3 protein-coding genes are annotated in these 16,705 nt (G+C 70.9%); all 3 read left to right on the top strand.

Features of this window, described 5'->3' with window-relative positions:
• Positions 1-5 precede the first annotated feature (5 nt).
• Genes ACZ6DT_RS15400 through ACZ6DT_RS15390 form a run of 3 tightly spaced genes read left to right on the top strand, consistent with a single transcriptional unit; the run spans position 6 to position 16,547 of the window.
• Positions 6-15,086 (top strand): non-ribosomal peptide synthetase, encoded by a 15,081-nt coding sequence (locus ACZ6DT_RS15400; RefSeq protein WP_465594481.1) that lies wholly within the window; start codon positions 6-8, stop codon positions 15,084-15,086.
• Positions 15,083-16,357 carry an MFS transporter gene (locus ACZ6DT_RS15395; protein WP_465594478.1) on the top strand — a complete coding sequence of 425 codons (1,275 nt, stop codon included), beginning with the start codon at positions 15,083-15,085 and terminating at the stop codon, positions 16,355-16,357. Before ACZ6DT_RS15400 ends, ACZ6DT_RS15395 begins: the two co-directional genes overlap by 4 nt.
• Positions 16,350-16,547 (top strand): MbtH family protein, encoded by a 198-nt coding sequence (locus ACZ6DT_RS15390; protein ID WP_465594475.1) that lies wholly within the window; start codon positions 16,350-16,352, stop codon positions 16,545-16,547. The genes ACZ6DT_RS15395 and ACZ6DT_RS15390 overlap by 8 nt, the downstream gene beginning before the upstream one ends.
• The last annotated feature ends 158 nt before the right edge of the window (positions 16,548-16,705 follow it).

Genomic DNA, 16,705 nt, shown 5'->3' with positions numbered 1-16,705 from the left:
CGCCCATGACGTCATCCAGATCCGACCGAATCGCGGCACTGCCCGCCGACCTGCGGGAGAAGCTGCGCACCAGGATGGCAGGCGCGGCCGGGCGGGCGGACGTGCTCCCCACCGCCGATCGTGACCGCCCGCTGCCGCTGTCGTTCGCCCAGCGGCGGCTGTGGTTCCTCGACCGGCTCCACCCGGAAGACGCCGAGTACAACAGCGCGCTGGCCTTGCGGCTGACCGGGAAGCTCGACATCCCGGTCCTGGCCGAAGCCCTGCGCGCGCTCGTCGAACGACACGAGTCGCTGCGGACCACGTTCGACGAGGTGGACGGCGAAGGCGTCCAGATCATCCACCCGCCGGCGGGCCTGCCGTTGCCCGTGGCGGACGTCGACGTTGAAGCACTGGACCGGGTGCTGCTCGAGGAGTACTCGCGGCCGTTCGATCTGCAGCGCGGGCCGCTGGTGCGGGCACTGGTCGCCCGGACCGGCCCCGAAGAGCACGTCCTGCTGCTCTGTGTGCACCACATCGTCACCGACGGCTGGTCGATGGGCGTGCTCACCGGCGAACTCGCCGAGCTGTACAACGCCGGCGTCCGCGGTGAGCGGGCCGTGCTCCCGCCGCAGCCGGTGCAGTACGCCGACTTCGCGGCTTGGCAGCGGAACCGGCTGTCGGACGACGTGCTCACGGAACGGCTCACCTACTGGCAACGCCGGTTGGGCGGGCTCGCCCCGCTGGAACTGCCCACCGACCGCCCGCGGCCCGCGACCCGGACCACCGAGGGCGCGGTGCGCGAATTCAGCCTGCCGCGGGAGACCGCTGCGCGGCTGGCCGAGCTGGCACGGTCGTGCGAGACGACGTTGTTCACCACCGTGCTCGCGGCTTGCAAGGTGCTGTTCGCGCGCTACGCCGGACAGGAGGACGTGGCCCTCGGCACGGTCGTCCAGGGCCGTGACCGGCCGGAACTGCAGCGGGTGGTCGGGTTCTTCGTCAATACCGTGGTGCTGCGGTCCACTGTGGACCTGTCGCGGAGCTTCCGCGAGCTGCTGGGCGAAGTGCGGGAGACGGTGCTCGACGCCTTCTCCCATGACGACGTGCCTTTCGAGCGGCTGGTCGACGCCGTGCACGCGGACCGCGATCCCAGCCGGAACCCGCTGTTCGACGTGATGGTGCTGCTGCACAGCGCCTCTGGGGCGAAGCCGTCCTTCGACGGGCTCGAGGCCGAAAACGTCGGTGTCGAGCGGAAGTCGTCGAACTTCGACCTGACCGTCGAGTTCGAGGAACGTGACGGTGCGCTCGCCGGACTGGTCGAATACAGCACGGCGCTGTTCGACGCGGACACCATCGACAGGCTGATTTCCCATCTGGCGGTGCTGCTGGACGCCGTCGCCGCCCGGCCGGACCGGCCGCTGGCGGAGCTTCCGCTGGCGACGTCCGTCGAGCTGCGCCGGATGCTCGTCGAGTGGAACGACACCGGCATCGACGTACCGGACACGACCGTCGTGGACCTGCTCGACGCCCAGGCCGCGGCGACGCCCCACGAGACCGCCTTGGCGTTCCGGGACGAGTCGCTGGACTACGCGGAGCTGATCCGGCGCGTCGACGAACTCGCCGGTGAGCTGGTGCGGCGGGGAGCCGGGCCGGAGCGGATCGTCGCCGTCCTGCTGCCGCGGTCGGCCGAGGCCGTGGTGGCGCTGTTCGCCGTGCTGAAGGCGGGTGCGGTGTACCTGCCGGTCGACCCCGGCCTCCCGGCGGAGCGCATCGAGACCTTGTTGCGTGACGCGGACCCGGTCGTGGTGGTGGACGAGAACTTCGAGTGCACAGGGCACACGGCGACGCTCACCGGCCCTCGGCCCGATCAGGCCGCGTATGTCATCTACACGTCCGGGTCGACGGGCAAGCCGAAGGGCGTCGTGGTCGAGCACCGGGCGCTGATGAACCTGCTGGCCAACCACCGGCGGGTCTTCGGCACCGGCCGCCTGCGCGTGGCGTGCACGGCGGCATTGTCGTTCGACACGTCCTGGGAGGGGCCACTGCTGCTGGCCGACGGCCACGAACTGCACCTCGTGGACGACGACACCCGGCTGGACCCGGACGCGCTCACCCGCTACGTCACCGGGCACCGGATCGACTTCCTCGACCTGACCCCGTCCTATTTGCGGCAGTTGCTCCCAGCCGGACTGCTGGACGGCCCGCACCGCCCGAAACACCTGATGCTCGGCGGTGAGGCGATCGGGGAGACCCTGTGGCGCGAGCTGACGGAGCTGCCCGGGACGACCGCCCACAACTACTACGGGCCGACCGAGACCACCGTCGACGCCGTGTGCACACCCGTGTCCGGTGACCGCCCGCTGATCGGCCGGCCTCTGGGCAACTTCCGCGCCTACGTCCTCGACGAGACGCTGTCACCCGTACCGCTCGGAGTACCGGGACAGCTCTACCTCGGCGGCGCACAGCTGGCTCGCGGTTACCTCGGCCGTCCGGGGCTGACCGCGGACCGGTTCGTCGCCGACCCGTTCGGTGCACCGGGCACGCGGATGTACGCCACCGGCGACCTTGTCCGCTGGACCGGCGACGGAGCACTGGACTATCGCGGCCGGTGCGACGAGCAGGTCAAGATCCGCGGGTTCCGCGTCGAACCCGGCGAGGTGGAGGCCGCCCTGCTGCGGCACCCCGCGGTCGCCGAAGCCGCCGTGGTGGCGAGGGAGGACCGGAACGGCAAGCGGCTCGTGGCCTATTTCGTGCCGGGCGGCGGCAGCCCTGACCTCGGCGAGCTCCGGCGTTTCCTGGCCGGGTCGCTGCCCGACTATCTGGTGCCCTCGGCCTTCGTCCGGCTCGACCGGCTGCCGCTGACCCGGCACGGCAAACTCGACCAGGCCGCCCTGCCGACGCCGGACTTCTCGGCCGCCCGCGCGCGGTATGTCGCCCCGCGCGACGACGTGGAGCGGCTGGTGACCGGCGTCTGGGCGGACGTGCTCGGTGTCGAGCGGATCGGGATCGAGGACAACTTCTTCGATCTCGGCGGGGATTCGATCCTCGGCATCCGTGTCCTGTCCCGGCTTCGGGCCGCGCTCGGGGCGGAGGTCCCAGCGCGGCTGTTGTTCACCGCGCCCACTCCCGAGCGGCTCGCCGCCGCCCTGCCCGGCGAAAGTACGGCCGGGCGCGAGCTCGCGATTCCGGTCCTCGAACGCGAGAACGGCGCGTTGACGGCCCCGCTTTCGTTCGCCCAGCAGCGACTGTGGTTCCTCGACGAGTTCGAACCGGGCAGTACCGAGTACGTCTCGCCGACGGCGTTGCGGCTTCGCGGAGAACTCGACACTGGCGCACTGGACCGGGCGCTGACCGCGCTCGTGGCCCGGCACGAGGCCCTGCGCACCACTTTCGACACCGTCGACGGGCACGGAACCCAGATGGTGCATCCGCCGTCCGAAGTCCGCGTGCCGCTCACCGACCTCAGTGGACTGTCCGAAGAGGACAGATCTACCGGACTGGCCGCCGCACTGGCCGAAGCGTCGACGGCGCCGTTCGATCTGCGCGACGGTCCGCTGCTGCGCACCCGGCTGCTGCGGCTGGCCCCGGACGAGCATGTGCTCACGCTGGTGCTGCACCATATCGTCACCGACGGCTGGTCGGCGGGAGTACTCACGGGCGAGCTGAGCGCGCTGTACACCGCTTTCGTCCGCGGTGAGCGTGTCAGCCTGCCGGACCTGCCGGTGCAGTACGCCGACTTCGCGGTGTGGCAACGCGAACGCCTGGCCGGGGCGATACTGGACGAGCAACTGGGTTACTGGCGGCACCGCCTCGAAGACGTCCCGCCGCTGGAGCTGCCCACCGACCGTCCCCGACCTGCCGTCCGCACCAAGAACGGCGCGCTGCTGGAGTTCACCGTTCCGGAAACAACCACCGCGCGGCTGAAGGAGCTCTCCCGGCGTCAGGACGGCACGCTGTTCATGACCCTGCTCGCCGCCGCGCAGCTGTTGTTCGCCCGCTGGTCCGGGCAGGACGACGTCGCCGTCGGTACGGTCACCTCCGGCCGGGAACGCACTGACCTGGAAGGGCTGATCGGCTTCTTCGTCAACACATTGGTGCTGCGGTCCGAAGTGGACCTTTCCCGGCCGTTCGACGCGTTCCTCCGCGACGTCCGCGAGCTGACCCTGGACGCCTTCGCGCACCAGGACGTCCCCTTCGACCGCGTGGTCGACGACCTGCAGCCGGACCGCGACACCAGCCGCACCCCGCTGTGCCAGGTCATGGTGGTGCTGCACAACACGCCCGAGGGAAAGCCGGCGCTGCCTGGGCTGGCCGTCGAGGAACTGGCGCCGCCGGTGGTGACCGCGACCTTCGAACTGATGATCCAGTTCCAGGAGGTCGCCGGGCGCCTCGACGGAGTGGTCAACTACAACACTGATCTGTTCGACACCGCCACGATCGAGCGGTTGACGGGTTGGCTGCGGCTCGTCCTCGAAGGCGTCACCGCCGCCCCGGACCGCCCGCTCGGCGAACTGCTGCTGCTGACCACCGGTGAGCGGCACCATCTCCTGCACACGCTGAACGACACCACCCGGCCGCTGGACGAGGCGACCCTGCCGGAACTGGTGCGGGCACAGGCCGGGCGGACCCCGGACGCCCCCGCGGTCACCGATGGCGGCGTCACTCTCTCTTACGGCGAGCTGGAGCGGCACGCCAATCGGCTGGCTCACTGGCTTATCGCGGCCGGGGCCGGGCCGGAACAGCGGGTTGCCGTCGTCCTGCCGAATTCGGTCGAACTGTTGGTGGCGTTGCTGGCCGTACTCAAATCCGGTGCTGCTTATGTGCCGGTCGATCCGCTGTACCCACCGGAACGTATCCGGTTCATGCTTGACGATTCCGGGCCGTTGGTGGTGCTCGACAGCCGGGAGGCGGTCCTGGACACCGCGGGGCTGCCGGAAACCGACCCGGGAGTGCGGCCGCTGCCAGGCCTGCCCGCGTACGTGATCTACACGTCCGGGTCGACCGGCAGACCCAAAGGCGTGGTCACCACCCACGGCGGACTGCTGAACTACCTCCGCTGGGCGGCCGGCGCGTATCCGGGCCTGGGCGACACCGCTGTGCTGCACTCGTCGGTCTCCTTCGACCTCACGGTGACCACGTTGTACGGCCCCCTGCTCACCGGCGGCCACATTCGGGTGGAGGGCAGCCCCTCACCGCGGCCGCCCACGTTCCTCAAGGCCACCCCGGGTCATCTGCCGCTCTTGGGCGCGCTGGACGAGGACGACCTGTCGCCGACGGGTGAGCTGGTGGTCGGCGGCGATCAGCTTCTCGGGCCGGTGGCCGAAGGCTGGCGCGCGGACCATCCGACCGCGGTGGTGGTGAATGAGTACGGGCCGACCGAGACCACCGTCGGTTGCATGGAGTACCGGGTCGAGCCGGGGCAGGAGCCGTTCGACGGCGCGGTTCCGATCGGTCATCCGATCTGGAACACGCGGCTTTATGTGCTCGATGGGCTGCTGAACCCGGTGCCCGCCGGGGTCGCGGGCGAGCTCTACGTCGCCGGTGCCGGGCTGGCCCGTGGGTACTTCGGGCGGCCGGGACTGACCGCGGCCGGGTTTGTCGCGTGTCCCTTCGGCGCACCGGGGGAACGGATGTACCGGACCGGGGATGTGGTGATCCGGCGGCACGACGGCGAACTGGAGTACCAGGGCCGCGCCGACCAGCAGGTCAAAATCCGAGGCTTCCGGATCGAGCTCGGCGAGATCGAAGCCGTGCTGGCCGCGCATCCGGACCTTGGCGAGGTCGCCGTGGTGGCCCACGAGGCGGACGGCACCCGGCGGCTGGTCGCGTACCTGGTCCCGGCGCCGGGCGCCGCGGTGCCGGGGACCACCGTGCTGCGGGAGTTCCTCAGCCGCGCCCTGCCTGCGCATATGGTGCCCGCGGTGTTCATCGGTCTCGACGCACTTCCGTTGAACGCCAACAGGAAGCTCGACCGCCGGGCACTGCCCGCACCGGACGGGCACGTGGAGGCGGGCCGCCGGTACGTGGCCCCGCGGACGCCGGTCGAGCGTGCGCTGGCCCAGGTGTTCTCGGCGGTGCTGGGCGTCGAACAGATCGGCGCGGAGGACAACTTCTTCGGCCTCGGCGGCGACTCGATCCTCAGCATCCAGGTCGTGTCGAAAGCGCGTAAGGCGGGGTTGTCCCTGTCCTCGAAGGACATCTTCCTGCATCAGACCGTGGCCGAGCTGGGTTCGATCGTCGAGGCGCGGGTGGTGCCTGAGTCGGCGGTGCCCGCCGAACCGTCCGGGCCGGCACCGCTCGGGCCGATCCAGTCGTGGTTCTTCGAAACCGGCCTCGACGACGGACACTTCACCATGTCCGTCCACATCGGACTCCGGGCGGACGTAGACCTCACGCGCCTGACCGACGCCGTCAGCCGGGTGGTGACGCACCACGACGCCCTGCGCATGCGGTTCTCGCGGGTGGCGGGTGAGTGGGTACAGGAACCGGCGCCGGACGAGGACAACGCGCCGCAGATCGTTCGGCTGCCCACCGCGGACGAGGACGGGATGCACGCGGCGGCGCTCGCCGCGCAAAGCTCGCTGAACCTGACCGAAGGGCCGTTGTGGCGGGCGATCGTGTTCGTGCCCGGTGAGGAGGCGCCCCGGCTGTTCTTCACCGTGCACCACCTCGTCATGGACGGCGTGTCCTGGCGTGTCCTGCTCGCCGACATCGAGGCCGCCTACCGGGGTGAAGACCTCGAGCCGGTCGGCACTTCCTACACCGCCTGGGCACGGTCGCTGGCCGGTCACGTCCGGACGGGCGGATTCGACGAGGACCTCGAGCACTGGAAGGCCGTGTTCAGCGGTGCGGATCCGGACCTGCCGGTGGACCGGACGGGCCGCAACGAGGCGGGTTCGGCGCGCACGGTCTCGGCGAGCCTCGGCCGGGCCGAAACGGCGGCGCTGTTGCACGACGTGCCCTCGGTGTACCGGACGCAGGTCAACGACGTCCTGCTGGCGGCGCTCGGCCGGGTGCTGGCCGGGTGGACCGGCCGCGACCGCGTGGTGATCGCGGTGGAGGGCCACGGCCGCGAGGAGATCGTCGACGGGCTCGACCTGTCCCGCACGATCGGCTGGTTCACCGCCCAGTTCCCGGTCGCGCTGAACCTGCGCCCCGCCGCGGGCTGGGGTGAGGAGCTGAAGTCGGTCAAGGAACAAGTGCGCGCGGTGCCGAACAAGGGCGTCGGCTACGACGCACTCCGCTATCTCGGCCGCGAAGAAACCTCGGCGAACCTGCTGAGGGACGATCCGGCGCCCCGGATCTCGTTCAACTACCACGGGCAGTGGGATGTCGCGCCGTCCGGCGAGAGCCTCTACCAGGAGCGGCACGAGTCGCTCGGCCGGGACCTCGCCGAGGCGAGCCCGCGGACATACCTGCTGGACGTCATCGGCGTCGTCGAGGACGGACGGCTACGGCTGTCCTGGGAGTACTCCGCCGACCTGCACGACGAGGCCACGGTCCGGCGGCTGGCCGAGGGCACGGTCGAAGCCCTGCGGGAGATCGTCGCGCACTGCGTCCTGCCGGACGCCGGAGGCCGCACGCCCTCGGACTTCCCGCTGGCCCGGCTCGACCAGTCCCAAGTGGACCGGATCACCGGCGACGGCAGAGACGTCGAGGACGTCTACCCGCTGACCCCGCTGCAGGCCGGCATGGTCTTCCACAGCCTTGTCGACGCCGGTTCGACGGCGTACTTCGACCAGTTCCGGCTCCGGCTCTCCGGTGTCGCCGAGCCCGCCTTGTTCGGCGAAGCCTGGCAGCAGCTCGTCGACCGGACGCCGATCCTGCGCAGTTGCGTGGTGTGGGAGGGCGTCGACGAGCCGTTGCAGGTGGTTCGGCGCCACGTTCCGGTGCCGGTCCGGCAACTCGACTGGCGGGGACTGTCCGAAGAGGACCAGCAGGCCGCTTTGGCGGACCTGCTGGCGGACGACCTCGCCGCGGGCATGGACCTGACGACCGCGCCGCTGATGCGCCTGGCGATCGCCCGGTTGACCGACGGCGAGGTCCAGTGCGTGTGGACCTCGCACCACGTCCTGCTCGACGGCTGGAGCGCCGCGCAGGCCTTCGGCGAGGTGTGCGAGCGGTACGCGGCCCTCATCGACGGGCGGCGGCCCGGAGTGCCGTCCCGGCGCCCGTTCCGCGACTACCTCGGCTGGCTGGCCGAGCAGGACGTCCAGGAGGCCGAACGCTACTGGCGTCACGTCCTCGCCGGTGTCGAGGCACCCACGCCGTTGCCGTACGACCGGCCGCCGGTCGAGGCCCACCGCGCCGAATCGGGCGAAACGGTGTTGCTCGAACTCTCACCCGAGGAGTCACGGCGGCTGCACACCATGGCGAAGCACGCGGCGCTGACGGTCAACACCGTGGTGCAGGGCGCCTGGGCGTTGCTGCTGGCGCACTACAGCGGCGAGCAGGACGTGCTGTTCGGTACCACCGTGTCCGGGCGTCCGGCCGAACTGCCCGGGGTCGAGTCGATGATCGGCATGTTCATCAACACCGTGCCCACGCGCATGCGGGTCCGAAGTGGACAGACCGTGGCGTCCTGGTTGCGTGAGGCGCAGGCGGAGCAGGTGGACTCGCGGCGGTTCGACTTCCTGTCCCTGGCGCAGTTGCAGGCGCTGACCGACGTGCCGGCGGGGACCGGCCTGTTCGACAGCGTGGTCGTCTTCGAGAACTACCCGATCGACGACGCGGCGGGCGGCGACGGCGTCGTGGTCCGGGACGTCGACTCGCTCGACACCACGAGCTTTCCCCTGAACCTGACCGCGTACCTGCACGAACGGCTCGGGTTGGAGCTGTCCTACGACCCGCGGCTGTTCGACGCGGCGACGGCCGAACGGCTGGCCGAGCACTTGGCCAGGCTGGTCCGGCGGATCGCCGAGGAACCGGACAGCCGCGTCACCGAATTGTCCCCGCTCGGCGACGCGGAGCGCCGTCAGCTGCTGGTGGGCTGGAACGACACCGCGCTCGACGTACCCGGGGGAACGGTGCTGGACGTGTTCCGCGCCCACGTGGCCCGCACCCCGCAGGAAACCGCGCTGGTCTTCCGGGACACCGTCCTGGACTTCGCGGAGCTGGACGAGCGATCGGATCGGCTGGCAGGCCACCTGATCGCGCAGGGCGCCGGTCCGGAGCGGGTGGTCGCGGTGGCGCTGCCCCGCTCCGTCGAGTCCGTCATCGCGATCCTCGCCATCTTCAAGGCAGGCGCGGTGTACTTGCCGGTGGACCCGGACCTGCCCGCCTCGCGGTTCGAGTGGCTGCTGCGGGACGCGAACCCGGCTGTCGTACTCGACGACCCGGCCCAGGTCCGCGCATGGTGCGACCGGCCCTCACCAGGTGAGCTCCCCGGCGCAGAGGCGGACCACGCCGCGTACGTCATCTACACGTCCGGGTCGACCGGACTGCCCAAAGGCGTGGTCGTCGAGCACCGCGCTCTGCTGAACCTGCTGGCCGACCACCGCCGCGTCTACCTGGCCGACGCCGCCGAGACCCGGATGCGCGCGGCGCTGACCGCGGCGTTCTCCTTCGACACCTCGTGGGACGGCCTGCTGTTCCTTGTGGACGGACACGAGCTGCACGTCCTCGACGACGACACCCGGGTCGATCCGCGCGCCGTCGCCCGCTACGTCGACGAGCGGCGGATCGATTTCCTCGACCTCACGCCGTCCTACCTCCAGCAATTGCTGGCCGACGGGCTGCTGGCCGGTGCGCACCGGCCCGGCACCCTGATGGTCGGTGGCGAGGCGATCGGCGAGGCGTTGTGGCGTGACCTGGCGGGCATACCCGGCACGGCCGTCTACAACTACTACGGCCCCACCGAGGTCACGGTGGACTCGGTGTTCCGCCGCGTGCACGGGGACAAGCCGCTGATCGGGCGGCCGGGAGGAAACGTACGGGCCTACGTACTGGACCCGTCGCTCTCACCGGTTCCGGCCGGTGTGCCCGGTGAGTTGTACCTCGCCGGGGTCCAGCTCGCCCGGGGTTACCTCGGCCGACCGGGCCTCACCGCCGACCGCTTCGTCGCGGACCCGTTCGGCGGGCCCGGCGAACGGCTTTACCGGACGGGCGACCGTGCCCGCTGGACGACCGGCGGGGAGCTGGACTACCTGGGCCGGGTCGACGAACAGGTCAAGATCCGCGGCTTCCGGGTGGAACCGGGCGAGATCGAAGCCGCCCTCCTCGGGCACCCCGCCGTGACCGAGGCCGTCGTCATCGCCCGCGAAGACGAGCCCGGGGATCGGCGGCTGGCCGCCTACGTCGTGCCCGGCGCCGACGCACCCGACGTCACCGAACTGCGGGCCTGGCTGCGCCGCATCGTGCCCGGTCACCTCGTCCCGTCCGCCTTCGTGGTGCTCGACCGGCTGCCGTTGACCCGCAACGGCAAGGTCGACCGGCGTGCGCTTCCCGCACCGGAAAGCAACGGCACCGGCAGGACGTACGTGGCACCGCGGACCTCCGTCGAGCGCACGCTGGCCGAGATCTGGTCCGACGTGCTCGGTGTGGAGCGGGTCGGCGTCGAGGACAACTTCTTCGAACTGGGCGGCGACTCCCTCCTCAGCATGCGGATCGTGTCGCGAGTGCGAACCGCGTTCGACGCGGACGTGTCCCCGCGCGCGTTGTTCTCCGACCCGGTCCTGGGCCGGTTCGCCGCCGCGGTGGCCGATCGAGGGCCGGCAGGCCGGGCCATCCCGGTGACCGACCGCGACGGCCCGCTGCCGCTGTCGTTCGCACAGCAGCGCCTGTGGTTCCTCGACGAGTACGAACCGGGCAGCACGGAGTACGTCTCGCCGACGGCGCTGCGGCTACGCGGGGAACTCGACGTCGCGGCGCTCACCGACGCGCTGACCGCCTTGGTCGCCCGGCACGAAGCACTGCGGACGACGTTCGACGCGGACAGCGGACACGGTGTCCAACTCGTCGGCGCGCCGTACGCGGTGGAACTGCCGCTGGACGACCTCAGTGCACTGTCCGAACAGGACCGCTCGGCCGCGCTGGCGCAGACGCTGGAACGCGAGGTGCGACAACCGTTCGACCTGCGGACGGGCCCGCTGCTGCGGGCAAGGCTGCTCCGGCTGGCGCCGGACGAGCATGTACTCACGCTGACGCTGCACCACATCGTCACCGACGGCTGGTCGTCCGGCGTGCTCGCCGGCGACCTCGACGCGCTCTACACGGCGTTCGTCCGCGGCGCGGAGCCGGAGCTGCCGGACTTGCCGATCCAGTACGCCGACTTCGCCGTGTGGCAGCGGCAAGTCGTCGAAGGTGAACTGCTGGCGGATCAGCTCGGCTACTGGCGCGACCGGCTCGACGGCGTGCCACCGCTGGAACCGCCCACCGACCGGCCCCGGCCCGCGGTGCGCACCACGAACGGCGACTGGTACGCCTTCGACGTCCCGCCCGGACTGGTCACCGCGCTCAAGAGTCTCGCCAGAGGCCAGGACGGCACGCTGTTCATGACGCTGGTCGCCGCCTGCCAGGTGCTGCTGGGCCGGTGGTCGGGGCAGGACGACGTCGCGGTGGGCACGGTGACGTCCGGCCGGGAGCGGCCGGAACTGGAACGGCTGATCGGTTTCTTCGTCAACACCCTGGTGTTGCGGTCCACAGTGGACGCCGAGACGACGTTTCGTGAGTTGCTGACGTCGGTCCGGGAGACCGTCCTCGGCGCCTTCGCCCACCAGGACGTGCCGTTCGAGCGGGTCGTGGACGCCGTGCAGCCGGAACGCGACGTCAGCCGTACACCGCTGTTCCAGGCGATGGTGTCCTTGCAGAACACCGGCGACCCAGTGCCCGCCGGTGGCGCGCTGGCCGCCGAGGAGATCGCGCTGCCCTCGGCGACGGCGGCGTTCGATCTGCTCGTGCAGTTCGAGGAATACGACGGCGGCCTGCGCGGCGCCGTCAACTACAACACCGACCTGTTCGACCCGGCCACCATCCAACGGCTGACCGGCTGGCTGCGGCTCATCCTCGAAGGCGTCACCGCCGCCCCGGACCGCCCGCTCGGCGAACTGCCGCTGCTGACCACCGGTGAACGGCATCATCTCCTGCACACGCTGAACGACACCGCACGGCCGCTGGGCGCGGCCACGCTGCCGGAACTGGTGCGGGCACAGGCCGAGCGGACCCCGGACGCGCCCGCGGTCGCCGACGCCGGCGTCACCTTCACCTACGCCGAACTGGAGCGGCACGCCAACCGGCTGGCCCACCGGCTGATCGCGGCCGGGGCCGGACCGGAACACCGGATCGGGATCGTCCTGCCGAACTCGGCGGAACTGCTGGTGGCGTTGCTCGCCGTGCTCAAATCCGGTGCCGCCTACGTCCCGATCGACCCGATGTACCCACCGGAACGGATTTCCGCCGTGCTCGGCGATTCCCGCCCGTTGACGGTGCTCGACGACAGGGAAGCGGTACTGGACACCGCGGGGTGGCCGGAGACAGACCCCGGAGTGCGGCCCTTGCCCGACCACCCCGCCTACGTGATCTACACCTCCGGGTCGACCGGCAAACCCAAGGGCGTGATCACCACCCACGGCGGGTTGCTGAACTTCCTCCACTGGGCGGCCGAGACGTACCCCAGCCTGAGCGGAACGGCAGTGCTGCACTCGTCGGTCTCCTTCGACCTCACGGTGACCACGCTCTACGGCCCACTGCTCGCGGGCGGCCGGATCCGGGTGGCGGGCACTCCGGCACAGGAGCCGCCCACCTTCCTCAAGGCCACACCGGGCCACCTGCCGCTCCTCGACGTCATGGACGACGACGATCTGTCGCCGACCGATGAGTTCGTGGTCGGCGGGGACCAGCTTCTCGGCTCGGTGGCCGACGCCTGGCGCGCGGATCACCCCGGCGTGGTGGTGATCAACGAGTACGGCCCGACCGAAACCACCGTCGGCTGCATGGAGTACCGCGTCGGGCCGGGACAGGAACTGGCCGCGGGCGCGGTTCCGATCGGGCACCCGATCTGGAACACGCGGCTGTACGTGCTCGACGCCCGGCTGAACCCGGTCCCGGCCGGGATCGCCGGGGAGCTGTATGTGGCGGGCGACGGACTGGCGCGCGGGTACTTCGGGCTGCCGGGGCTGACCACGGCCGGGTTCATCGCGTGCCCGTTCGGCGAGCCGGGGGAGCGGATGTACCGCACCGGCGACGTCGTGATCCGGCAGCACGACGGCGAACTGGTGTGCCTCGGGCGCGTCGACGATCAGGTCAAGATCCGGGGTTTCCGGATCGAGCCGGGAGAGGTCGAAGCCGTGCTGCGGAGCCATCCCGACGTCACCGAAGCCGTCGTCATGGCCCGCAGGGACGACGGGCAACCGCGTTTGGTCGCCTATCTGGTGCCCGCGGCGGTTGCCCCGGACGTGGACACGCTGCGGGAGTTCCTCGGCCGTTCGCTGCCCGAGTACATGATCCCTTCGGCGTTCGTGCCGCTCGACGTGCTTCCGTTGAACCGCAACGGAAAACTGGACCGCAAGGCACTGCCCGAGCCGGCCGCGCCGGTGGCGGCGGCGACGTTCACGGAGCCACAAGGGCCGGTGGAACGGGCGCTCGCCGAGATCTGGGCGGAAGTCCTCGGCCTCGACCGGGTCGGCGCCCACGACGGGTTCTTCGAGCTGGGTGGTGACTCCATCCTCAGCATCCAGGTGGTGCACCGCGCCCGTCAGGCGGGCTGGCGGATGACGTCGAAGGCGTTGTTCAGGCACCGGACCGTCGCGGAACTGGCGAAGGTCGTCACCCCCGTCGAAGCCGAACCGGACGAGCGGGAGGCCGTCGCCGGGGACGTACCGCTGACCCCGATCCAGCGGTGGTTCTTCGGCGTGCACACCGCCAACCCGCACCACTTCAACCAGTCCGTCCTCGTCGAACTGGATCCGGTGGTGGATCCGGAGGTGCTGCGACAGGCGCTCGACGCCGTCGTCGCACACCACGACGCGCTGCGGATGCGTTTCGAACGCGTCGAAGGGGAATGGCGGCAGCACAACGATCCCGTCGGCTCGGCACCGGCGCTGCGGATCGAGACCGTGTCCACAGTGGACGAAGGCGAACAGCGAGCGCGGATGGAGGAGGTCGCCGACGAGGCGCACGCCGGATTCGACCTGTCCGCGCCCCCGCTGCTCAAGGCCGTGCTGTTCGCCCGCGAGCCGGGGCCGCTGCTGTTCCTCACCGCGCACCACCTGGTGATCGACGCGGTGTCGTGGCGGATCCTGCTGGAAGACCTCGAACGGGCCTACCGGCAGACGGCCGACGGCGAACCCGTCGACCTCGGCGCGAAGACGACGTCGTTCCGGGACTGGTCGCGCCGGCTGCGGGAGTTCGTCGACGGCGGCGGGCTCGACCACGAGCGCGACCACTGGTCGCGGGCGCTGCCTGCCCGCGATCTGCCCGTCGACCGGGCGACGTCGGTCCCCGGCACTCCGGCGGAGTCGGTGACCGTCCGGCTCGACGCCGACGACACCGACGCGCTGCTGCACCTCGCCCCGGGCGCCTATCGCACCCGCATCAATGACGTCCTGCTCGCGGCGCTGGCCTGGGCGCTGGCGCGGTGGACGGGCGAGGAGCAGGTCGCGGTGGACCTGGAGGGCCACGGCCGGGAGGAGATCTTCGACGACGTCGACCTCACCCGCACGGTCGGCTGGTTCACCACGCTGTTCCCGCTGGCGCTCGAAGTCACCACCGCGGACGAGCCGCGCTGGCGTGACCTGGTGAAGTCCGTGCGCAGGCAACTGCGGGCGGTGCCCGGCAACGGCTTCGGCTTCGGCGCGCTCCGCCAGCGGAGATTCCCCGAGCTCGGCGGGCGCTCCCCGCAGATCTCGTTCAACTACCTCGGGCAGGGCGACGACACCGCCGCCGGAACCGGACTCTACCGGGCATCGCACGCGCCGATCGGCCGCGAGCAGGATCCGGCGGACCCGGGCGGTCATCTGCTGGAGGTGGTCGGCGGCGTCCAGGAGGGACGGCTCGAGTTCTCCTGGTTCCACCGCCCGGACCGGCACGACCGGGCGACGGTGGAGTCGGTCGCCACGGACTTCGCCACGGCCCTGCGCAGGATGGCCCGAGACTGCCGGGGTGAGCGAACATGACCTCGCTGCTGTCGCGCAACCGCGACTACCGCCTGTTGTGGGGCGGCCAGGTCATCTCGGAGGCCGGTTTCAGCACGTCGATGATCGCCTTCCCGCTGCTGGTGCTGGCCGTGACCGGCTCGGCGGCGCAGTCCGGTCTGGTGCTCGGCGCGGTCGCGATCGCCCAGCTCACCGCCGGGCTGCCCGCCGGGGCGCTGGTGGATCGCTGGAACCGCAAGAAGATCATGCTGGCCTGCGAGGCCGTGCAGGGCCTCGCGGCCGCCGCTCTGGTCGCGGCACTGTGGTGGGGTGTGGCGAATGTGGCGATGATGATCGCCGTCGCCGCGGTGATGGGGCTGTGCCGGGCGCTGTTCGAACCCGCCGAGGAGGCGAGCCTGCCCCGTCTGGTCACCGTGGATCAGGTGCCGTCGGCGGTGGCGATGAACGCGGCACGGTCGAGCGCCGGGCAGCTGTCCGGCACGGCGCTCGGCGGGTTCCTGTTCGCCCTGGGCCGGATGGTGCCGTTCGTCTTCGACGTCATCGCCCACGTGGTCGCCTTCGCCGCCCTGCTGTTCGTGCGGCTGCCGCCGAAGCCGGTCGAACACCGCACGGCGACCCCGCATCTCGGCCGGGAGATCGTCGCGGGGCTGCGCTGGGTGTGGCGCCAGCCGCACGTGCGGATCACCGCGGTGTGCGCGATCTGCCTGAACCTGTTCTTCAGCGCGTATTACCTCGTGATCATCGTGCTGGCGGACTCGCGCGGCGTCCCGGCGGGCGAGATCGGTGTGATGGCCGCGATGCTCGGCGGCGGCGGCATCCTCGGCGCGCTGGCCGCGCCGTACCTGCACCGCAAGCTCAGTCCGTACGTGATGATCATCAGCGTGTTCTGGGCACTGACCGTGCTCACCCCGCTGGCGGTGTTCGTCCACAACGGATACCTGATGGGCTTGCTGTTCGCGGCGATGGCGTTCCTCCCGCCCGCCGCCAACACCACCATCAGCACCTACCAGCTGCTGCTCACCCCCGACGCGCTGCGCGGGCGGCTCGGCGGCGTGATGGGCGTGACCGGCGGCCTGGCCGCCGCGGCGGGCCCCGCGCTCGGCGGCTGGCTGGTCGACGCGCTGCCGGGCGGCACCGCCGTGCTCGTCTGCGCGGGCGCGATCGCCGCGGTCACCCTTCTGGCCACGTTCAACCCGACGCTGCGCCGGTTCCCCCGGCGTGTCGACGAGACCACCGCAGACCTGCCCGAGAAAACGGAAATGCTGGATACGAAAGGAAATTCGAATGGCTGACGAAAACACCTACCAGGTCCTGATCAACGACGAAGAACAGTACTCCCTCTGGCCGTCGGACAAGGAGATCCCGGCGGGCTGGCACGCCACGGGACACCGGGGCAGCCGTCAGGAGTGCATGGACCACGTCGACGAGGTCTGGACCGACATGCGCCCGCGCAGCCTCCGCGAACGGATGGCTTCGCAGTAGGCGCGCCGAACTCGACCCCCGTGCGCCGGTGCACGGACATGGGCAGGTGCGTGGCTCCGGACCTTGGTCGCCGGAGCCACGCATTTGGCGGGTCCGTGGCTGCCGAAGACGCCGCTCCCCTGAAGATTCCGGTGATCTGTTCGTGAATGGTTTCCTGG

It is taken from the genome of Amycolatopsis sp. NPDC041971 (assembly GCF_055588925.1).
The sequence above is the reverse complement of the archived record's forward strand: the minus strand, read 5'-3'. Positions and strand labels throughout refer to the sequence as shown.

What these genes read in the sequence shown, in the direction of transcription:
- ACZ6DT_RS15400 (WP_465594481.1), top strand. Translation starts at nt 6, where the DNA reads ATGACGTCATCCAGATCCGACCGAATCGCGGCACTGCCCGCCGACCTG.
- ACZ6DT_RS15395 (WP_465594478.1), top strand. Translation starts at nt 15,083, where the DNA reads ATGACCTCGCTGCTGTCGCGCAACCGCGACTACCGCCTGTTGTGGGGC.
- ACZ6DT_RS15390 (WP_465594475.1), top strand. Translation starts at nt 16,350, where the DNA reads ATGGCTGACGAAAACACCTACCAGGTCCTGATCAACGACGAAGAACAG.